This window comes from Enterobacter sp. Tr-810, assembly GCF_011752765.1.
In the GTDB taxonomy this organism is placed as follows: Bacteria; Pseudomonadota; Gammaproteobacteria; order Enterobacterales; family Enterobacteriaceae; genus Enterobacter; species Enterobacter soli.
This window is the reverse complement of record NZ_VWWW01000004.1, coordinates 68,059-86,852: the sequence shown is the minus strand read 5'-3', so window position 1 is coordinate 86,852 and position 18,794 is coordinate 68,059. Positions and strand designations below refer to the sequence as shown.

At 53.9% G+C, this 18,794-nt stretch carries 17 protein-coding genes and 1 other RNA gene; 6 read left to right on the top strand and 12 right to left on the bottom strand.

Features of this window, described 5'->3' with window-relative positions; genetic code table 11:
- Positions 1-11: 11 nt before the first annotated feature.
- Genes ubiH through F3J30_RS13210 form a run of 3 tightly spaced genes read right to left on the bottom strand, consistent with a single transcriptional unit; the run spans position 12 to position 3,110 of the window.
- Positions 12-1,190, bottom strand: a complete 1,179-nt coding sequence (ubiH, locus tag F3J30_RS13220) for a 2-octaprenyl-6-methoxyphenyl hydroxylase (RefSeq protein WP_166717533.1) — start codon at positions 1,188-1,190, stop codon at positions 12-14.
- The gene (gene pepP, locus F3J30_RS13215; protein ID WP_166717532.1) at positions 1,187-2,506 is read right to left on the bottom strand and encodes a Xaa-Pro aminopeptidase; all 1,320 of its coding nucleotides are present in this window, start codon (positions 2,504-2,506) and stop codon (positions 1,187-1,189) included. The genes ubiH and pepP overlap by 4 nt, the downstream gene beginning before the upstream one ends.
- A gap of 25 nt (positions 2,507-2,531) precedes the next feature.
- Positions 2,532-3,110: a YecA family protein gene (locus tag F3J30_RS13210; protein WP_074392699.1), complete on the bottom strand. Its 579-nt coding sequence runs from the start codon at positions 3,108-3,110 to the stop codon at positions 2,532-2,534.
- 168 nt (positions 3,111-3,278) lie between these two features.
- On the opposite strand from F3J30_RS13210, the gene zapA reads away from it, so the two are divergent.
- From zapA to F3J30_RS13195, 3 genes are all read left to right on the top strand, one after another.
- Entirely contained in the window at positions 3,279-3,608 is a 330-nt protein-coding gene (gene zapA, locus F3J30_RS13205) for a cell division protein ZapA (protein ID WP_014071673.1), read from the top strand.
- A 41-nt stretch (positions 3,609-3,649) separates the two neighbouring features.
- Positions 3,650-3,833: non-coding RNA, 6S RNA (gene ssrS, locus F3J30_RS13200), on the top strand.
- 24 nt (positions 3,834-3,857) lie between these two features.
- Positions 3,858-4,454 carry a 5-formyltetrahydrofolate cyclo-ligase gene (locus F3J30_RS13195; protein WP_166717531.1) on the top strand — a complete coding sequence of 199 codons (597 nt, stop codon included), beginning with the start codon at positions 3,858-3,860 and terminating at the stop codon, positions 4,452-4,454.
- A 107-nt stretch (positions 4,455-4,561) separates the two neighbouring features.
- Here the strand turns inward: F3J30_RS13195 and serA are convergent, their stop codons facing one another.
- Together serA and rpiA are read right to left on the bottom strand one after the other, a co-directional pair.
- Positions 4,562-5,794 carry a phosphoglycerate dehydrogenase gene (gene serA / locus F3J30_RS13190; RefSeq protein WP_166717530.1) on the bottom strand — a complete coding sequence of 411 codons (1,233 nt, stop codon included), beginning with the start codon at positions 5,792-5,794 and terminating at the stop codon, positions 4,562-4,564.
- A gap of 266 nt (positions 5,795-6,060) precedes the next feature.
- Entirely contained in the window at positions 6,061-6,720 is a 660-nt protein-coding gene (gene rpiA / locus F3J30_RS13185; protein ID WP_014071676.1) for a ribose-5-phosphate isomerase RpiA, read from the bottom strand.
- Positions 6,721-6,909: 189 nt separating this feature from the next.
- On the opposite strand from rpiA, the gene argP reads away from it, so the two are divergent.
- The gene (gene argP / locus F3J30_RS13180) at positions 6,910-7,803 is read left to right on the top strand and encodes a DNA-binding transcriptional regulator ArgP (RefSeq protein ID WP_003860089.1); all 894 of its coding nucleotides are present in this window, start codon (positions 6,910-6,912) and stop codon (positions 7,801-7,803) included.
- 43 nt (positions 7,804-7,846) lie between these two features.
- On the opposite strand, the gene F3J30_RS13175 is transcribed toward argP, so the two are convergent.
- The 7 genes from F3J30_RS13175 to tkt form a co-directional block, all read right to left on the bottom strand.
- Positions 7,847-8,569, bottom strand: a complete 723-nt coding sequence (locus tag F3J30_RS13175) for an oxidative stress defense protein (protein WP_166717712.1) — start codon at positions 8,567-8,569, stop codon at positions 7,847-7,849.
- Between the two features lie 92 nt (positions 8,570-8,661).
- Complete coding sequence (argO, locus tag F3J30_RS13170) at positions 8,662-9,297, bottom strand: arginine exporter ArgO (protein WP_166717529.1); 636 nt, start codon at positions 9,295-9,297, stop codon at positions 8,662-8,664.
- A gap of 145 nt (positions 9,298-9,442) precedes the next feature.
- The gene (gene mscS / locus F3J30_RS13165; protein ID WP_166717528.1) at positions 9,443-10,297 is read right to left on the bottom strand and encodes a small-conductance mechanosensitive channel MscS; all 855 of its coding nucleotides are present in this window, start codon (positions 10,295-10,297) and stop codon (positions 9,443-9,445) included.
- 187 nt (positions 10,298-10,484) lie between these two features.
- The gene (gene fbaA / locus F3J30_RS13160) at positions 10,485-11,564 is read right to left on the bottom strand and encodes a class II fructose-bisphosphate aldolase (protein WP_014071680.1); all 1,080 of its coding nucleotides are present in this window, start codon (positions 11,562-11,564) and stop codon (positions 10,485-10,487) included.
- Between the two features lie 89 nt (positions 11,565-11,653).
- A complete protein-coding gene (pgk, locus tag F3J30_RS13155; RefSeq protein WP_134348805.1) occupies positions 11,654-12,817 on the bottom strand; it encodes a phosphoglycerate kinase in 1,164 nt (387 codons plus the stop codon).
- Between the two features lie 49 nt (positions 12,818-12,866).
- Positions 12,867-13,886, bottom strand: coding sequence for an erythrose-4-phosphate dehydrogenase (gene epd, locus F3J30_RS13150; protein ID WP_166717527.1), 1,020 nt, complete (start codon positions 13,884-13,886; stop codon positions 12,867-12,869).
- Positions 13,887-14,273: 387 nt separating this feature from the next.
- Positions 14,274-16,265, bottom strand: coding sequence for a transketolase (gene tkt / locus F3J30_RS13145; protein WP_014071683.1), 1,992 nt, complete (start codon positions 16,263-16,265; stop codon positions 14,274-14,276).
- 272 nt (positions 16,266-16,537) lie between these two features.
- Between tkt and F3J30_RS13140 the strand changes: the two genes are divergently transcribed.
- Both F3J30_RS13140 and F3J30_RS13135 read left to right on the top strand, forming a co-directional pair.
- A complete protein-coding gene (locus tag F3J30_RS13140; protein ID WP_166717526.1) occupies positions 16,538-17,296 on the top strand; it encodes a M48 family metallopeptidase in 759 nt (252 codons plus the stop codon).
- Positions 17,297-17,505: 209 nt separating this feature from the next.
- On the top strand, positions 17,506-18,774 hold the full coding sequence (locus F3J30_RS13135) for an OprD family outer membrane porin (RefSeq protein ID WP_014071685.1): 1,269 nt from the start codon (positions 17,506-17,508) through the stop codon (positions 18,772-18,774).
- Positions 18,775-18,794 lie beyond the last annotated feature (20 nt).

Here is an 18,794-nt window from a genome sequence, read left to right as displayed (position 1 = left end):
GTGATAACTCCTTAACGAGCGACCCAACCAAGAGTCCTCTGCGCCAGCACATCACGTGCCGGGATAAATAATTCCATCGCCATCAGCCCGAGGTTGCGCCCGGCAACCAGCGGCGCCCAGCGATTCGCGAACAGATGCACCAGGCCATCCGTGACGCCGATTGTGGCCTCTTTATCGGCATGACGGCGCTTCTGATAATGGCTAAGCACCGAATACGCACCACAATCTTTTTGTTCACCCCACGCCTGAGCCAGCGATTCCGCCAGGCTCATGACATCGCGCAGGCCCAGATTAAAGCCCTGGCCCGCAATCGGGTGCAGGGTTTGCGCGGCATTTCCTACCAGCGCAACACGATGGGAGATCGACTGGGACGCGGTTGTCAGCGACAGCGGATAAACCGATCGTTTCCCCGCGTGGGTGATGCGCCCAAGCCGCCAGCCGAAGGCTTTTTGCAGCTCAGTGCAAAAGCGCTCATCGCTCCAGGACAGCACTTCATCCGCCTTATCTTGCGGGTGGCACCACACCAGCGAACAGCGATCTTGCGCCATCGGCAACATCGCCAGCGGGCCATGCTGGGTAAAACGCTCAAACGCACGCCCGTGATGCTCGCTCTGTGTAGAGACATTCGCAATGACCGCCACCTGCCCATACGGCTGCGAGCGCCATTCCACGCCACACTGTGTACCCAGCGCAGAGCGAGAACCATCTGCCGCGACCAGTAGCTTACCTTCAAGTGTCGAACCATCGTCGAGCGTGACGTTAACGGCATCTTCGCTGCGGCTAAAACTGGCCACGCGCGCCGGGCAGTGTAAGGTCACACCTGGTGCGTCCTGCAACAAGCGGAACAGGCGGAGCCCAACGTCGTGCAGCTCAACAACCTGTCCAAGCGCATCGATGCGATAATCCTGCGCATCAAGGGTAACAAACCCCGCATGGCCGCGATCGCTGACGTGCACTGTATCGATGGCGGTCGTACAGTCGGCGATAGCCTGCCAGATACCAATGCGCGCTAACTGCTGGCAGGTGCCTTGTGCCAGCGCAATTGCGCGGGCATCAAAGCCTGGATGCTCGGTGGTCTGAGGTGCGACAGCTTCAATCAGATGTACCGGAAGCTGCCCCTGCGTTAAATGAGAAATGGCCAGAGCCAGCGTGGCCCCGGTCATGCCACCGCCAACGATAATCACGCTCATACGCGTGCCGCTGCCATCAGCGCCTCAATGTCGTCGGCATTTTTCACAACAGAGGCGGTCAGGTTTTCATTGCCGGTTTCGGTGATGACGATGTCATCTTCAATACGAATGCCAATCCCACGGTACTCTTGCGGCACATCGGCGTCCGGGGCGATATACAGACCCGGTTCAACGGTTAACACCATGCCCGGCTCCAGCACGCGCGAGCGTTCAGAACCATAGGCGCCCACATCATGAACATCCAGCCCCAGCCAGTGGCTCAGGCCATGCATGAAGTACGGACGATGGGCATTTTCGGTGATCAGGGTATCCACTTCGCCCTTCAGAATGCCAAGACGCACCAGTCCGGCAATCATGATCCGCACGACAGCACCGGTGACTTCCTGAATGGAGGTGCCCGGGCGATAGAGCGTCAGCGCCGTTTCCAGCGACTCAAGAACGATGTCATAAATTGCGCGCTGCGCAGGCGTGAATTTGCCGCTTACCGGGAAAGTACGGGTGATGTCACCTGCATAGCCCTGATATTCGCAACCGGCGTCAATCAGCACCAGGTCGCCATCACGCAGTTCACTTTCGTTCTCGGTGTAGTGCAGGATGCAGCCGTTTTCTCCGCCGCCCACGATGGTGTTGTAGGACGGATAGCGCGCGCCGTGGCGGTTAAATTCGTGGTGGATCTCGCCTTCAAGCTGGTATTCAAACATCCCGGGACGGCACTTTTCCATCGCGCGGGTATGCGCCAGCGCACTGATTTCGCCTGCACGACGTAGCACTTCAATTTCTTCTTCAGACTTGAAGAGACGCATCTCGTGCACCACCGGACGCCAGTCCGTGAGCGTAGCTGGCGCAGATAAGTTCTGACGCGAACCTTTTCGCAGCTTATCCAGCGCGTTGAAGACAATCTCATCGGCCCAGGCATATTCGCCCTGTGCGTGGTAGAGCACGTCCAGGCCGTTAAGCAACTGATAAAGCTGCTGGTTGATTTCGCTAAACGCCAGAGCGCGATCGACACCGAGCTTTGCAGGAGCGGCCTCCTGGCCTAAGCGACGGCCAAACCAGATTTCGGCGGTTAAATCCCGTACGCGGTTGAAAAGCACGCTGTGGTTGTGGGTGTCATTGCTCTTAATCAGCACCAGTACTGCCTCAGGTTCGTTAAACCCGGTGAAGTACCAGAAATCGCTGCTCTGGCGATAGGGGTATTCGCTGTCGGCACTGCGCGTCACTTCAGGCGCGGCAAAAATTAGCGCGGCGCTTCCTGGCTGCATTTTTGCCAGCAGCGCCTGACGACGGCGAGAATACTCTTGATTCGAGATAACCATGACACCCTCCTGTGCGTTATTTTTCTTAATGTAAGGTTGGCTTGCGCACTTCCGGCGCGGTTGGCTGCGAGCGCGTAAAGGTGTCGTGGCACAGCAGCGCCGCGACGCGTACGTACTCAATAATCTCTTCGAGGGACATTTCCAGCTCTTCCTGGTCTTCCTCTTCGTCATAGCCAAGCTGCGCGATGTTGCGCAGATCGTCGATAGCTTCACCCGCTTCGCCGGTGACTTTATCGAGCTTAGGCTGTGTCACGCCAAGACCCAGCAGATAGTGGTTTACCCAACCTGCGAGCGCATCAGCGCGTTCGAAGACGCTAACGTCGTCGCCTTCAGGCAGATAAAGCTGAAAAAGGAAGCCGTCATCTTCCAGCGAGTCGCTGGTTGCGGAGTGCATTTTACGCAGCGCTTCAGCCAGTTCGTGACCAAACGCCAGCCCTTCGTTCGTCAGGTCGTGAACCAGCGGCTGCCATGAGCTGTCGCTGTTTCCGCCACACAGCATCCCGGCGATCAGACCATGCATTTCGGCAGGGGTTAACCCCACCCCTTGCTGGTTCAGTAACTGGCTTAATTCGTTGTAACCAGGCATTTCGTTCTGTATAGACATGCGCATTCGTCATCGTTGGGAGGAATATTCATGATATGCTACCACTTTGGACCCTGGTGATACCAGAAAAGGGCTTGTATCTTCACATCAGGGTAGCTATAGTGTCGCCCCTTCGCGGCCCCCGGGGCAGTAAGCGAAGGCAGCGCAGTCAATCAGCAGGAAGGTGGCATGTCTGCACAACCCGTCGATCTCCAGATTTTTGGCCGTTCACTGCGAGTGAATTGTCCACCTGAACAAAGGGATGCTTTGAATCAGGCTGCGGACGATTTGAATCAGCGGTTGCAAGATCTAAAAGAACGCACTAGAGTCACAAATACTGAGCAGTTGGTCTTCATCGCCGCGTTGAACATCAGCTATGAATTGACTCAGGAAAAAGCAAAGACCCGCGATTACGCGGCGAGCATGGAGCAGCGCATTAAAATGCTCCAGCAGACCATTGAACAGGCATTGCTTGATCAAGGTCGCACTCCCGAAAGACCGGGACCAAAGTTTGAATAACACTTCTCAGTTGACTATGGTAGAGTAACTGGGAAGACAAAATTTCTCTGAGATGTTCGCAAGCGGGCCAGTCCCCTGAGCCGATATTTCATACCACAAGAATGTGGCGCTCCATGGTTGGTGAGCATGCTCGGTCCGTCCGAGAAGCCTTAAAACTATGACGACACATTCACCTTGAACCAAGGGTTCAAGGGTTACAGCCTGCGGCGGCATCTCGGAGATTCCCTCTCTCTTCTTCTACCGACTACCATGACTCTACTTTCTGAAGTTTCTGCCTCACGCCAGGACATCCGTCAGTTAATCCGTAAACGCCGTCGTGCGTTACCCCCCGAACAGCAAACTCATTTCGCCCAACAGGCCGCCGCACGCATGATGGCATACCCGCCGGTTGTGATGGCACATACGGTCGCCCTGTTTCTGTCGTTTGATGGCGAACTGGATACCCAGCCGCTTATCGAACAGCTCTGGCGTGCCGGGAAAAAGGTTTACCTGCCGGTGCTGCATCCGTTTAGCGAAGGGAACCTTCTGTTCCTGAACTACCATCCGCATAGCGAACTGGTGGTCAATCGCCTGAAAATCACCGAACCGAAGCTGGACGTGCGCGACGTGCTCCCGCTTGCCGAGCTGGATGTGCTGGTAACCCCACTGGTGGCGTTTGATGAACAAGGCCAGCGGCTGGGTATGGGCGGCGGCTTTTATGACAGAACGCTGCAAAACTGGCAGCAGTATGGTTTGCAGCCGGTGGGCTATGCGCATGATTGTCAGGGTGTGGAGGCGTTGCCGGTGGAGAAATGGGATGTGCCGTTGCCAGCGGTGGTGACGCCGTCGAAGTTGTGGGAATGGTAAACCAAACGTGCGGCCTGATGCCCTCACCCCAGCCCTCTCCCACGGGGAGAGGGTGAAAACATAAAAAACGGTAACTATCGTTACCGTTTTGCATTTACCACGCTCTATCAGTAAAGCAGACGCGCGCGGATAGTCCCCGGGATCGCCTTCATGCTCAGCAGCGCTTTCTCAGCCACATCTTCATCCGCTTCAATATCGATAACCACGTAACCCATCTGAGAGTTCGTTTGCAGATACTGTGCGGCAATGTTGACGCCCTGCTCAGCGAAGATCTGGTTAATTGCGGTCAACACGCCTGGGCGGTTTTCGTGAATGTGCAGCAGACGGCGGCCACCGTGCAGCGGCAGAGACACTTCCGGGAAATTCACCGCAGAGAGCGTAGAGCCGTTGTCGGAGTATTTGCTCAGTTTACCTGCCACTTCCAGGCCGATGTTCTCCTGCGCTTCCTGAGTTGAACCACCGATGTGTGGCGTCAGGATCACATTATCGAACTCGCACAGCGGAGACGTAAACGGATCGGTGTTGGTTGCCGGCTCGGTCGGGAATACGTCGATTGCCGCCCCTGCCAGGTGTTTACGCTTCAGCGCATCACACAGTGCCGGGATGTCGACAACGGTGCCACGCGCGGCGTTGATCAGCAGTGAACCTGGCTTCATCAGCGCCAGCTCCTCTGCACCCATCATGTTTTTAGTGGACGCGTTTTCTGGCACATGCAGGCTCACGACATCACTCATGTTCAGCAGGTCAGACAGGTGTTGAACCTGGGTAGCATTCCCCAGCGGCAGTTTGCTTTCGATATCGTAGAAGAAGACGTGCATACCGAGGGATTCAGCAAGAATACCCAGTTGCGTACCGATGTGGCCGTAACCGATGATACCCAGTTTTTTGCCACGCGCTTCGAAAGAGCCGGACGCCAGTTTGTTCCACACGCCGCGGTGTGCTTTGGCGTTCGCTTCCGGAATACCGCGCAGCAACAGCAGCAGTTCGCCAATCACCAGTTCCGCAACAGAACGGGTGTTAGAGAACGGGGCGTTAAAGACAGGAATACCGCGCTTCGCAGCAGCACTCAGGTCAACCTGGTTGGTGCCGATGCAGAAGCAACCAATGGCAACCAGTTTTTCTGCCGCAGCGATAACGTCTTCAGTCAGGTGAGTACGGGATCGCAGGCCAATGAAGTGGGCATCACGGATGGACGCTTTCAGCTCTTCAGTATCCAGCGCGCCTTTGTGAAATTCGATGTTGGTGTAACCCGCTGCACGAAGGCTATCGAGTGCTTTCTGATGCACGCCTTCTACTAGCAGGAATTTAATCTTGTCTTTCTCCAGTGATACCTTTGCCATTTACCCGACCCTGTTTTTTGTCTGAACTGATGTTGTGCTGGATTTGAATCCGCTCTAGCCAACATATCAAAAAAAACTATTGCAGCAATATGAACGTTTGCGTCGGCACTCTGAAGAAAAGTCATACAGGGCAAAATGACAGAGGAAAATGCTGCGTAAATTTACGAAAGTGGCAGGATCGGCAAAAGAGGGGCAAAAACGTGACACAAGTCACCGAATTTAGCTTTCAAAAATTTTTTAGCGGGGGGAGTGCTCCCCCCGTCAGATCATTTCACGATGGTTTTCACGCCGTCAGCCGTACCGATCAGCGCGACATCCGCGCCACGGTTGGCGAATAACCCTACGGTGACTACGCCTGGAAGGCCATTGATGGCATTTTCCAGCGCAATGGCATCCAGAATTTCCAGACCGTGCACATCCAGGATCACGTTACCGTTGTCAGTCACAACACCCTGACGGTATTCCGGGCGGCCACCCAGCTTCACTAGTTCACGTGCCACTGCGCTGCGTGCCATTGGGATCACTTCGACTGGCAGCGGGAATTTGCCCAGAATATCGACCTGTTTAGAGGCATCCGCGATACAGATAAATTTATCCGCAACAGAAGCGATGATCTTCTCACGCGTCAGCGCCGCGCCGCCGCCTTTGATCATCTGCATGTGGCCGTTGATCTCATCAGCGCCGTCAACGTAGATCCCCAGGCGATCCACTTCGTTCAGGTCAAAAACGGTAATGCCAAGGCTTTTCAGCTTTTCCGTGGAAGCATCGGAGCTGGATACTGCGCCCTCGATCTGCCCTTTCATCGTGCCCAGCGCATCGATAAAGTGCGCCGCTGTAGAGCCCGTGCCGACACCGACAATCGTTCCCGGTTGCACGTACTGGAGAGCGGCCCATCCTACTGCTTTTTTCAGTTCATCCTGCGTCATGATCTTTTTGCCTGTGGTGTGAAAACTCAGGGCGCATTATAGAACACGTAAGCGGGAAATGTCCCTGTGACCACTATCACATAACCGCGCAAAGCCCTGACAGATCCGATGTGGGTGCATTTCGTCTGTATCAAACGTAAATTTGTGTCATAGTGCTGAATAAGCACATTTCAGGAGTAAGCCAGAGCAATGAAACGTCCGGACTACAGAACACTACAGGCACTTGATGCGGTTATTCGTGAACGAGGTTTTGAGCGCGCAGCGCAAAAGCTGTGCATCACTCAATCCGCCGTCTCACAACGTATCAAACAGCTTGAAAACATGTTCGGGCAACCGCTGCTGGTGCGTACCGTCCCGCCTCGCCCAACGGAACAAGGCCAGAAGCTCCTCGCTCTGCTGCGCCAGGTTGAACTGCTGGAAGATGAATGGCTGGGTGACGAACAGACCGGCTCTACGCCGCTGCTGCTGTCGCTGGCGGTGAACGCCGACAGTCTGGCAACCTGGCTGTTGCCGGCGCTTGCACCGGTACTGGCCGACTCCCCTATTCGCCTGAATTTACAGGTAGAAGATGAAACCCGCACTCAGGAACGCCTGCGTCGCGGTGAAGTGGTGGGTGCCGTCAGTATTCAGCCGCAAGCGCTGCCAAGCTGCCTTGTGGATCAGCTCGGTGCGCTGGATTATCTGTTTGTGGGGTCGAAGGCTTTCGCAGAACGCTACTTCCCGAATGGCGTTACCCGCGCAGCGCTGCTTAAAGCCCCGGCCGTTGCGTTCGACCATCTTGATGATATGCATCAGGCCTTCCTGCAACAAAACTTCGACCTGCCGCCTGGCAGCGTGCCGTGCCACATTGTGAACTCGTCCGAAGCCTTTGTGCAGCTCGCACGTCAGGGAACCACCTGCTGCATGATCCCGCATCTGCAAATTGAGAAAGAGTTAAAAAGCGGTGAGCTTATCGATTTAACGCCGGGGCTGTACCAGCGCCGGATGCTTTACTGGCACCGTTTTGCGCCGGAAAGCCGCATGATGCGCAACGTAACAGATGCACTGCTGGCATTCGGGCATAAGGTGTTGAGGCAGGATTAAAAAAATACGCCGGGTGGCGCTAGCGCTTACCCGGCCTACTGGTTTACTGAGTGGATTTTTGAGTGGGTTCCAGCTCAAATACCACATCAACCTGATCGTCGAACTGGATAGTCGGCTGCTCGTAAGTTTCCTGAGCAGAAACCGGCGCAGCATCGGCCTTCATCATCCGAACCATCGGGCTTGGCTGGTAGTTAGAGACGTGGTAACGCACGCTATACACTGGGCCAAGTTTGCTGTTAAACCCTGAAGCCAGCTGCTGCGCCTGATGAATTGCATCATCAATGGCCGCTTTGCGCGCCTCGTCTTTGTATTTTTCAGGTTGCGCAACGCCCAGTGAGACAGAACGGATTTCGTTCAGACCCGCTTTCAGCGCGCCATCCAGTAATGAATTAAGCTTATCGAGCTGACGCAGCGTGACCTCAACGGTACGCACCGCGCGGTAGCCTTTCAGAATACTTTTGCCGTTCTGGTAGTCGTAATCAGGCTGGGTGCGCAGGTTTGCGGAGTTGATATCCTTTTTCGCGACACCATTCTGTTCGAGGAAGGAGAGATATTGCGCAACACGATCGTCTGCCTGTTTTTTGGCAGAAGCGGCATCTTTTGCGGCCACATTTACTTCGATTGCCAGCGTTGCCACATCCGGGACGGCATCTACACTTGCCGTGCCTGAAGTCACAATGTGCGGGCCAGCAGGCAATTCATTCGCCTGAACCGATACCGCGCCTAAACTTACTAATGCCGCCAGGGCCATCACTTTAAACTTCACTGTCATTCCTCCATGTTGCGAAGAGTGCCCTATCAACAGGGCACATGCCAGCAAGCTTAGCGGGTCTTGTTCAGTTGTCCATAAGACAACACTTAGTTGAGTAAACCCTGTACATGCTGAATACCGTCTTTTGCCAGCTGGAAAGCGATAATCCACATCACGACCCCCACCAGCGTGTTAATGATGCGCTGTGCTTTTGCCGTGCGCAGACGCGGGGCCAGCCACGCCGCCAGTATCGCCAGACCGAAGAACCACAAGAAAGAGGCGCTGACCGTGCCAAGCGCAAACCAGCGTTTTGGCTCGACATCCAACTGCCCGCCCAGGCTGCCCAGGACGACAAAGGTATCGAGATACACATGCGGATTAAGCCAGGTGACCGCCAGCATGGTGACGATAATCTTCCAGCGCCCCTGTTTCATGACCTCGGCCGTGGCTAATTCAAGATTGCTACTCATGGCGGTTTTCAGCGCGCCGAAACCGTACCACAGCAGAAACGCTACGCCACCCCAGGTGACCAGCGCCAGCAGCCAGGGAGACTGCATCAGCAGTGCGCTACCGCCAAAAATTCCGGCGCAAATCAGCAGCAAATCACTTAACGCGCACAACAGCGCAATCATCAGATGGTACTGACGGCGAATGCCCTGATTCATCACGAATGCATTCTGGGGGCCGAGCGGAAGGATCATGGCCGCGCCTAACGCAAGGCCTTGAAAATAATAGGCTAACATGACTTCAATCTCACAAAATTGTCCTGGGAGCAGACTATACTGCGAGAGCGACATTAGAGGAAATTGATAATATTAATTGGGGATTAGCAGCGCTTATGAAAGTAAAGCCCGGTGGCGCTAGCGCTTACCGGGCCTACAGGTGGCGTTATTCTACTTCTTTCACTTTCTTAACGTTCACGTCCATCTGCGGGTACGGGAAGCTAATGCCATTGGCGTCAAAGTCACGCTTGATGCGTTCCAGAACATCCCAGTAAACGTTTTGCAGATCGCTGCTTTTGCTCCAGATACGCACCACGAAGTTGATGGATGACGCACCCAGCTCGTTCAGGCGTACCGTCTGCTCTTTGTCTTTCAGGATGCGATCGTCAGAGGCAATGATGTTAGTAATCAGCGACTTCACCTGATCGATATCCGAATCATACGCCACGCTTACCACCAGCTCATTACGGCGCACCGGCTCGCGGGAGAAGTTGATAATGTTACCCGCGATAATTTTACCGTTCGGTACCACTACAATACGACCGTCGACGGTACGCATGGTGGTGGAGAAGATCTGCACCTGGAGCACAGTTCCGGCAATACCACCCAAATCAACATATTCGCCAGAGCGGAATGGACGGAAGGTCACCAGAAGCACGCCTGCGGCGAGGTTCGACAGCGATCCCTGCAACGCCAGACCAATGGCCAGACCTGCGGCACCCAGCACTGCGATGACCGATGCCGTTTGCACACCGACACGCCCCAGGGCGGCAATCAGGGTAAAGGCAATAATCCCATAGCGCACCAGTGCAGAGAGGAAATCGGCAACCGTAGCATCAATGTTTCGCGCCACCATCACGCGATTAACGGTGTTTGACACGATCCGTGCCACGATCATCCCGACAATGATAATCGCAATTGCCGCAACGATGTTAACGGCATAACTCAGCAGTAACTCCTGGTTGCGCACAAGCCAGGTACCGGCGTTATTGATGCTGTCTACAACATCGAGTTGTTCCATTTATTCTTCCTTTTGTTAAACCAATACACAAAATCCATCCCCCATGGAGACAGGCAGGTCAGTAAAGGGTAAACAAAAAGGACAAATATTGCCAAACAGATCACAAAAAACAGACCAGCAGGCCATTGAAAAGCCATAAAAAAAGGCCCGCATTTGCGGACCTTTCTGAGGCGTTTAGCGACTCAAATTACAGAACGTCAACCGCGTTCAGCTCTTTGAATGCCTGCTCCAGACGAGTAATCATTGAAGTCTGTGCAGCACGCAGCCATACGCGTGGATCGTAGTATTTCTTGTTCGGCTGGTCTTCGCCTTTCGGGTTGCCCAGCTGGCCTTGCAGGTAAGCTTCGTTGGTTTTGTAGTATTGCAGGATACCGTCCCAGGTTGCCCATTGGGTGTCGGTATCGATGTTCATTTTCACTACGCCGTAGCTTACGGAGTCTTTGATTTCCTGAGCAGAAGAACCGGAACCACCGTGGAATACGAAGTTCAGGCTGTTGTGCGGCAGGTTGTGTTTCTTAGAAACGTATTCCTGAGAATCACGCAGGATAGTTGGGGTCAGAACCACGTTACCTGGTTTGTAAACGCCGTGCACGTTACCGAAGGACGCTGCGATAGTGAAGCGTGGACTGATTTTGCTCAGCTCGGTGTATGCGTAATCAACGTCTTCTGGCTGGGTGTACAGTGCAGAAGCGTCCATGTGGCTGTTGTCCACGCCGTCTTCTTCACCGCCGGTGCAACCCAGTTCGATTTCCAGAGTCATGTCCATTTTGGCCATGCGCGCCAGGTATTTAGAGCAGATTTCGATGTTTTCGTGCAGTGACTCTTCAGACAGGTCGATCATGTGAGAAGAGAACAGTGGTTTACCGGTTGCCGCGAAGTGTTTCTCACCAGCGTCCAGCAGACCGTCGATCCATGGCAGCAGTTTCTTCGCGCAGTGGTCGGTGTGCAGGATAACTGGAACACCGTAGTGCTCAGCCATCTGGTGAACGTGGTGCGCACCAGAGATAGCACCCAGGATTGCAGCGCCCTGAGGAACGTCAGTTTTCACGCCTTTACCTGCGATGAACGCAGCACCACCGTTAGAGAACTGTACGATTACCGGCGCTTTAACTTTTGCAGCGGTTTCCAGAACGGCGTTGATGGAGTCGGTACCTACGCAGTTAACTGCTGGCAGAGCAAAATTGTTCTCTTTAGCTACCTGGAACACTTTCTGAACGTCATCACCAGTGATCACGCCAGGTTTTACGAAATCAAAAATTTTAGACATGTTACGAGTCCTGTATCTTCGGCCTTGGAAAGAGGTGCGTGCCCTAAAGCGCGCTGAAAATTGGGCAGGTTTCCCTGCCCTTAAATGGCTTACTTCTTAGCGCGCTCTTCGAGCATTGCTACTGCTGGCAGTACTTTGCCTTCCACGAATTCGAGGAATGCGCCGCCACCAGTGGAGATGTAGGAGATTTTGTCAGCGATACCGAACAGGTCGATAGCTGCCAGCGTGTCACCGCCGCCTGCGATTGAGAACGCTTCGCTGTCTGCGATTGCGTTAGCAACGATTTCAGTACCTTTACGGAAGTTCGGGAATTCGAACACACCAACAGGACCGTTCCACAGGATAGTTTTTGCGTTTTTCAGGATTTCAGCCAGTTTCTGTGCAGAAACATCGCCCAGATCCAGAATCTGCTCTTCATCTTTGATGTCGTTTACAGATTTCAGGGTAGCGGTTGCTGTTTCAGAGAACTCAGTTGCAACACGAACGTCAGTTGGAACCGGGATATCACAGGTGGTCAGCAGGCGTTTCGCTTCGTCAACCAGGTCTGCTTCGTACAGAGATTTACCCACATTGTGGCCCTGAGCGGCAACGAAGGTGTTCGCGATACCACCGCCAACGATCAGCTGGTCAGCGATTTTAGACAGGGAATCCAGAACGGTCAGTTTGGTAGAAACTTTAGAACCACCAACGATAGCCACCATTGGGCGAGCTGGCTCTTTCAGCGCTTTACCCAGTGCTTCCAGTTCGTCAGCCAGCAGAGGACCTGCACAGGCTACGTCTGCGAATTTACCGATACCGTGGGTAGAAGCCTGAGCACGGTGAGCAGTACCGAATGCATCCATCACGAATACGTCGCACAGTGCAGCGTATTTTTTGGACAGTGCTTCGTCGTCTTTCTTCTCGCCTTTGTTGAAGCGAACGTTTTCCAGAACAACCAGTTCACCGGCAGCCACTTCAACGCCGTCCAGGTAATCTTTAACCAGGCGAACCGGGTTGGATAGTTTGTCTTTCAGGTAATTAACAACTGGCAGCAGAGAGAACTCTTCGTTGTACTCGCCTTCAGTTGGACGACCCAGGTGGGAGGTTACCATCACTTTTGCACCTTGCTTCAGTGCCAGTTCGATGGTTGGCAGGGATGCACGGATACGCGCGTCGCTGGTCACTTTACCATCTTTAACCGGTACGTTCAGATCAGCACGGATGAAAACGCGTTTACCAGCCAGATCCAGATCGGTCATCTTAATTACAGACATGGTGAATCCTCTCGTTGATTCTTAAAGTTTTGCAGACGCACGATGCGTCTTACCTGAAACCTTGAGCGGCCATTGCTAACGTGGTGTCGAGCATTCGGTTAGCAAAGCCCCATTCGTTATCACACCAGACCAGCGTCTTGATAAGGTGTGCGCCACTGACTCGCGTTTGAGTGCCATCAACAATGGCGCTGTGCGGGTCGTGGTTAAAATCTACTGAGACCAACGGCAATTCCGTATAGTCAACTATACCATGAAATGCACCCTGTGCCGCTTTTTGCAGCAACAGGTTGACTTCACAGGCTTTTACCGGTTTTTTCACCGTTACACTGAGGTCAATTGCGGTGACGTTAATCGTCGGGACACGCACGGCAATGGCTTCAAAACGGTCGTTAAACTGCGGGAAAATACGGGTAATCCCTGCTGCAAGCTTCGTATCCACCGGAATGATCGACTGGCTCGCCGCGCGAGTGCGTCGTAAGTCCGGGTGATAGGCGTCGATAACCTGCTGATCGTGCATGGCGGAGTGAATCGTGGTCACGGTGCCGGATTCAATGCCATACGCATCGTCTAACAGTTTGATGACCGGAATAATGCAGTTGGTGGTACAGGAGGCGTTGGAAACAATACGGTGTTCAGCTTGCAGCTCATGCTGGTTGACGCCAAACACGACTGTCGCGTCGAGGTCGTTACTGCCGGGATGAGAAAACAGGACTTTTTTCGCGCCTGCTGCCAGATGCGCTTCGCCGTGTTCACGGTTGCCGTACACGCCGGTGCAGTCCAGCACTACATCCACACCCAGCTCGCGCCACGGCAACTCTTCGATGCTGCTCTCATGCAGTACGCGAATCGCATCGTCACCAACAAAAAGCTGATCTCTTTCCTGGCGAACATCCCAGGCAAAGCGGCCATGACTGGTGTCGTATTTCAATAAATGCGCCATGCCCGTGGCATCCGCCAGTTCATTGATTGCCACCACGGTCATTTCCGCACGACGCCCGGATTCATATAAAGCACGAACCACGTTACGCCCGATGCGACCGAAGCCATTAATCGCTACGCGTACGGTCATAGATCTCCTGCAAAGCTATCCCTGGGTTTGAGGTGGCTGAAAGAGTAATCCAGCTACGCCCGAAGGGGAATCCTTGCCTGTCACAAACTGCGATTGATTGGTCAATTGTCGAACATTTAATCGACTGAAACGCTTCAGCTAGAATAAGCGAATCGGGGAATAAAAGGAATGTCTGTCCAGATGTATAAGCGAGCTATATGACTTGCGTCACACTTTCGATGGAATAATTTACAGTGATGTTACATGCCAGAGGAATAGTGCATACAAAAAAGCCGGGTGGCGTGGTGAAAGCAAAACGGTAACCCCAGGGTTACCGTTTTTAGCGTTTGCACCCTCTCCCGTGGGAGAGGGCCGGGGTGAGGGCACCAGCCCGCACCCAACCAGCAATTACAGCAGTTCTTTCGCTTTCGCGACAACGTTCTCTACAGTGAAGCCGAACTCTTCGAACAGCAGCTCTGCCGGTGCAGACTCACCGAAGGTGGTCATACCGACGATAGCGCCATTCAGGCCAACGTATTTGAACCAGTAGTCAGCGATACCTGCTTCCACTGCCACGCGAGCGGAAACCGCTTTAGGCAGTACGGATTCACGATAGGCCGCATCTTGCTTGTCGAACGCGTCGGTAGACGGCATGGAAACCACGCGCGCTTTAACGCCTTCGGCAGACAGTTTGTCCCAGGCCGCTACAGCCAGCTCAACTTCTGAACCAGTCGCGATGAAGATAAGCTCTGGCTGGCCAGCGCAGTCTTTCAGCACGTAACCACCGCGGGCGATGTTCGCCAGCTGCTCTTCGGTACGATCCTGCTGTGCCAGGTTCTGACGGGAGAGGATCAGTGCGGTCGGGCCGTCCTGACGCTCAACACCGTATTTCCACGCTACTGCAGATTCAACCTGGTCACATGGGCGCCATGTAGACATGTTCGGGGTCACACGCAGGGAAGCCACCTGCTCTACCGGCTGGTGAGTCGGGCCATCTTCGCCCAGACCGATGGAGTCATGGGTGTAGACCATCACCTGACGCTGTTTCATCAGCGCAGCCATACGCACGGCGTTACGTGCATATTCAACGAACATCAGGAAGGTAGAGGTGTACGGCAGGAAACCACCGTGCAGGGAGATACCGTTCGCAATCGCGGTCATACCGAATTCACGTACACCGTAATGGATGTAGTTACCGGCAGTATCTTCGTTGATCGCTTTAGAACCAGACCAGATAGTCAGGTTCGATGGTGCCAGGTCAGCGGAGCCGCCCAGGAATTCCGGCAGCAGAGGGCCGAATGCTTCGATCGCATTCTGGGACGCTTTACGGCTGGCGATTTTGGACGGGTTAGCCTGGAGTTTCGCGATGAACTCGTTCGCTTTCGCGTCGAAATCAGAAGGCATGTCACCTTTCATACGACGGGTGAATTCAGCTGCTTCCTGCGGGAAGGCTTTCGCGTACGCCGCGAACTTCTCGTTCCAGGCCGCTTCTTTCACCTGACCGGCTTCTTTCGCATCCCACTGCGCATAGATGTCAGACGGGATTTCGAATGCCGGGTGGTTCCAGCCCAGTGCTTCACGAGTCAGTGCGATTTCCGCGTCACCCAGTGGCGCACCGTGGGAGTCGTGGGTACCCGCTTTGTTCGGAGAACCGAAGCCGATGATGGTTTTGCACATCAGCAGGGACGGTTTGTCAGTCACAGCACGAGCTTCTTCTACTGCGCGTTTAATCGAGTCAGCATCGTGACCGTCAACGCCACGCACCACGTGCCAGCCGTAGGCTTCGAAACGTGCTGCGGTATCATCAGTGAACCAGCCTTCGACGTGACCATCGATGGAAATACCGTTGTCGTCATAGAACGCAACCAGTTTGCCCAGTTTCAGGGTACCTGCCAGGGAGCACACTTCGTGAGAAATGCCTTCCATCATGCAGCCGTCGCCCATGAACGCATAGGTGAAGTGGTCCACGATGTCGTGGCCAGGACGGTTGAACTGTGCTGCCAGCGTCTTCTCGGCAATCGCCATACCTACGGCGTTAGCAATACCCTGACCCAGCGGGCCGGTAGTGGTTTCTACGCCAGCGGTGTAACCCACTTCCGGGTGACCCGGGGTTTTGGAGTGCAGCTGACGGAAGTTTTTCAGCTCTTCGATTGGCAGGTCATAGCCAGTGAGGTGCAGCAGGCTGTAGATCAGCATTGAGCCGTGGCCGTTAGACAGTACGAAACGGTCGCGGTCAGCCCAGGCCGGGTTCTGCGGGTTGTGGTTCAGGAAATCACGCCACAGGACTTCGGCGATATCAGCCATACCCATAGGGGCGCCCGGGTGGCCGGATTTGGCTTTCTGTACTGCGTCCATGCTCAGCGCACGAATAGCATTAGCAAGCTCTTTACGTGAGGACATTTTAACTCCAGATCGGACTGTTAAAGGCCATGCCCTTGACGACAGCGCGTTTTGGGCTACGCCGGAAAAAAGTGCCAACAATGTAACCCAAGCGACAAGGCATGTACATGGAGCATTCTTTTGCCGCTTAAGAAATCTCTGGATCATGCTCGCATGTTGCGCAATCCGCTCGCCCGCTACCGTATATCTTCCTTATACTTAGCCCGACACTGGCTTTTTGGTCGGTGCACTTTTCGGATTAAATTCAGACTAACGAGTACGGAAGCAACATCATGAAAATGCGTGCAATTGTGCTGGCCCTGGGTACAACGCTCCTGCTGAGCGGCTGTCAGAATATGGATTCTAATGGCCTGATGACCTCTGGCGCTGAAGCATTTCAGGCGTATTCCCTGAGCGATGCACAGGTAAAAGCGCTGAGCGACCAGGCCTGTAAAGATATGGACGGAAAAGCCACTATCGCCCCTGCCAGCAGCACATACGCGCAGCGTCTGAATAAGATAGCCTCCGCTCTGGGCGACAATATCAACGGCCAGCCGGTGAACTACAAGGTCTACATGGCGAAAGACGTTAACGCATTTGCCATGGCAAACGGCTGTATTCGCGTCTACAGCGGGCTGATGGACATGATGAATGACAACGAAGTTGAAGCGGTCATCGGCCATGAAATGGGTCACGTTGCGCTCGGCCACGTGAAAAAAGGAATGCAGGTCGCGCTGGGTACCAACGCTGTTCGCGCCGCAGCGGCCTCCGCGGGTGGAATTGTCGGCAGTCTGTCCCAGTCTCAGCTTGGCGATATGGGTGAAAAACTGGTCAACTCTCAGTTCTCCCAGCGTCAGGAATCCGAGGCCGATGACTACTCCTACGACTTGTTGCGCAAACGCGGCATTAATCCGTCAGGGCTAGCCACCAGCTTTGAAAAACTGGCAAAACAGGAAGCGGGACGCCAAAGCTCAATGTTTGACGATCATCCGGCGTCAGCCGAACGCGCACAACATATTCGCGATCGTATGGCAGCAGACGGAATTAAATAATTTTTGAAGGAGGCAATATTGCCTCCTTTTTATTTCGCACGTATTGTCAATTTAACCGCACATATTGATAACACCCCCGCAAGCCGCGCCACATCAGCATCCAGACACTGAAACCTTTACTCACATAATTATTGCAATCGGTAAATTTTCCGGTAATTATCCCTTCGCAGTCTTTCAAATTAATATATCAAGACAGAGACGTTCCCTCCGTGAAAAAACAATTATCGTTAGTTGCTTTAAGTTTATTTGCCGCATTACCTGCTTTTGCAAGCCAGCAATCCGACAGCCAGGGTTTTATTGACGACAGCCATCTGGATCTGTTTTTACGCAATGCGTATATCAGCCGTGACTATCATCAGGGCCAGCAGGATAAAGCCGAATGGGGTCAGGGCATCGTCGCCACATTTGCATCTGGTTACACCGAAGGGCTGGTCGGTTTTGGCGTCGACGGCATTGCCCAGTACGGCGTACGCCTTGACGGCGGCCGTGGCAAGAGCGGCGCTGGCGGCATCGACTTCTTCAAACAGGAAGACGATGGTCGTGCAAAATCCGATCTGGCGAAATTTGGCGCGACCGCCAAAATGCGCATCTCCAATACCGTACTGAGCTACGGTAACCAGCGTCCTGAGCTTCCAATTGTAAATGCCGACAGCTCCCGCCTGCTGTTTGAAAGCTATACCGGGACGATGCTGACTTCTAAAGAGATAGACGGGCTGGAAGTCAATGCGGGTTACTTCACTGACGAACAACGCAAAAGCGACGACCGCCACGACAGCGGCCTGAAGAGCCTCTCCTTCGGCGGTGCCAGTTATCAGTTCAACGACCAGTTCAGCGGCGCACTTTACGCTTCTCACGTTGAAGAGGTGATGAACAAGCAGTATTTGGGCATGAACTTTAAACAACCGTTCAGTACCGGGCAACAGCTGGTTCTCGACTTTAACGGCTATAACTCACGTCTGGATCAAGGTTACGCTGACAGCCTCGATACGGGTCGCAGCAACACTATCTGGAGCATGGCGGCGAGCTATATCTGGGATATTCATACCTTTAAGGTGGCGTATCAGCAAAGCAGCGGCAGCACCGGTTACCACTATGGCAGCTATCGCGATCAGGGTGGCGTGGGCGATGGCGGTAATACCATCTGGCTCGCGAACTCTTACTGGTCTGATTTTAACGGTGAAGACGAACGCTCATGGCAGGCTTCTTACGGGCTGGACTTTGCAGGACTCGGCTTACCGGGCCTGAGCTGGACCACCGCTTACGTGCGCGGCGACAACATCAAAACGTCAGAAACCAGCAACGGTAAAGAGCATGAGTGGTTTAACCAGGTTCAGTACCAGGTGCAGGATGGCCCGGCGAAAGATCTGAAACTGAAACTGCGTTACTCTGTACTGCGCGTTTCCAGTAACGCCAGCGATTACAACGTGGGCGGGGACGAAATCCGCGTCTATGTGGAATACCCGTTTAACGTGTTCTAAGCGAAAAAAAGCCCTCACCT

What these genes read in the sequence shown, in the direction of transcription:
- ubiH (WP_166717533.1), bottom strand. Translation starts at nt 1,190, where the DNA reads ATGAGCGTGATTATCGTTGGCGGTGGCATGACCGGGGCCACGCTGGCT.
- pepP (WP_166717532.1), bottom strand. Translation starts at nt 2,506, where the DNA reads ATGGTTATCTCGAATCAAGAGTATTCTCGCCGTCGTCAGGCGCTGCTG.
- F3J30_RS13210 (WP_074392699.1), bottom strand. Translation starts at nt 3,110, where the DNA reads ATGTCTATACAGAACGAAATGCCTGGTTACAACGAATTAAGCCAGTTA.
- zapA (WP_014071673.1), top strand. Translation starts at nt 3,279, where the DNA reads ATGTCTGCACAACCCGTCGATCTCCAGATTTTTGGCCGTTCACTGCGA.
- F3J30_RS13195 (WP_166717531.1), top strand. Translation starts at nt 3,858, where the DNA reads ATGACTCTACTTTCTGAAGTTTCTGCCTCACGCCAGGACATCCGTCAG.
- serA (WP_166717530.1), bottom strand. Translation starts at nt 5,794, where the DNA reads ATGGCAAAGGTATCACTGGAGAAAGACAAGATTAAATTCCTGCTAGTA.
- rpiA (WP_014071676.1), bottom strand. Translation starts at nt 6,720, where the DNA reads ATGACGCAGGATGAACTGAAAAAAGCAGTAGGATGGGCCGCTCTCCAG.
- argP (WP_003860089.1), top strand. Translation starts at nt 6,910, where the DNA reads ATGAAACGTCCGGACTACAGAACACTACAGGCACTTGATGCGGTTATT.
- argO (WP_166717529.1), bottom strand. Translation starts at nt 9,297, where the DNA reads ATGTTAGCCTATTATTTTCAAGGCCTTGCGTTAGGCGCGGCCATGATC.
- mscS (WP_166717528.1), bottom strand. Translation starts at nt 10,297, where the DNA reads ATGGAACAACTCGATGTTGTAGACAGCATCAATAACGCCGGTACCTGG.
- fbaA (WP_014071680.1), bottom strand. Translation starts at nt 11,564, where the DNA reads ATGTCTAAAATTTTTGATTTCGTAAAACCTGGCGTGATCACTGGTGAT.
- pgk (WP_134348805.1), bottom strand. Translation starts at nt 12,817, where the DNA reads ATGTCTGTAATTAAGATGACCGATCTGGATCTGGCTGGTAAACGCGTT.
- epd (WP_166717527.1), bottom strand. Translation starts at nt 13,886, where the DNA reads ATGACCGTACGCGTAGCGATTAATGGCTTCGGTCGCATCGGGCGTAAC.
- tkt (WP_014071683.1), bottom strand. Translation starts at nt 16,265, where the DNA reads ATGTCCTCACGTAAAGAGCTTGCTAATGCTATTCGTGCGCTGAGCATG.
- F3J30_RS13140 (WP_166717526.1), top strand. Translation starts at nt 16,538, where the DNA reads ATGAAAATGCGTGCAATTGTGCTGGCCCTGGGTACAACGCTCCTGCTG.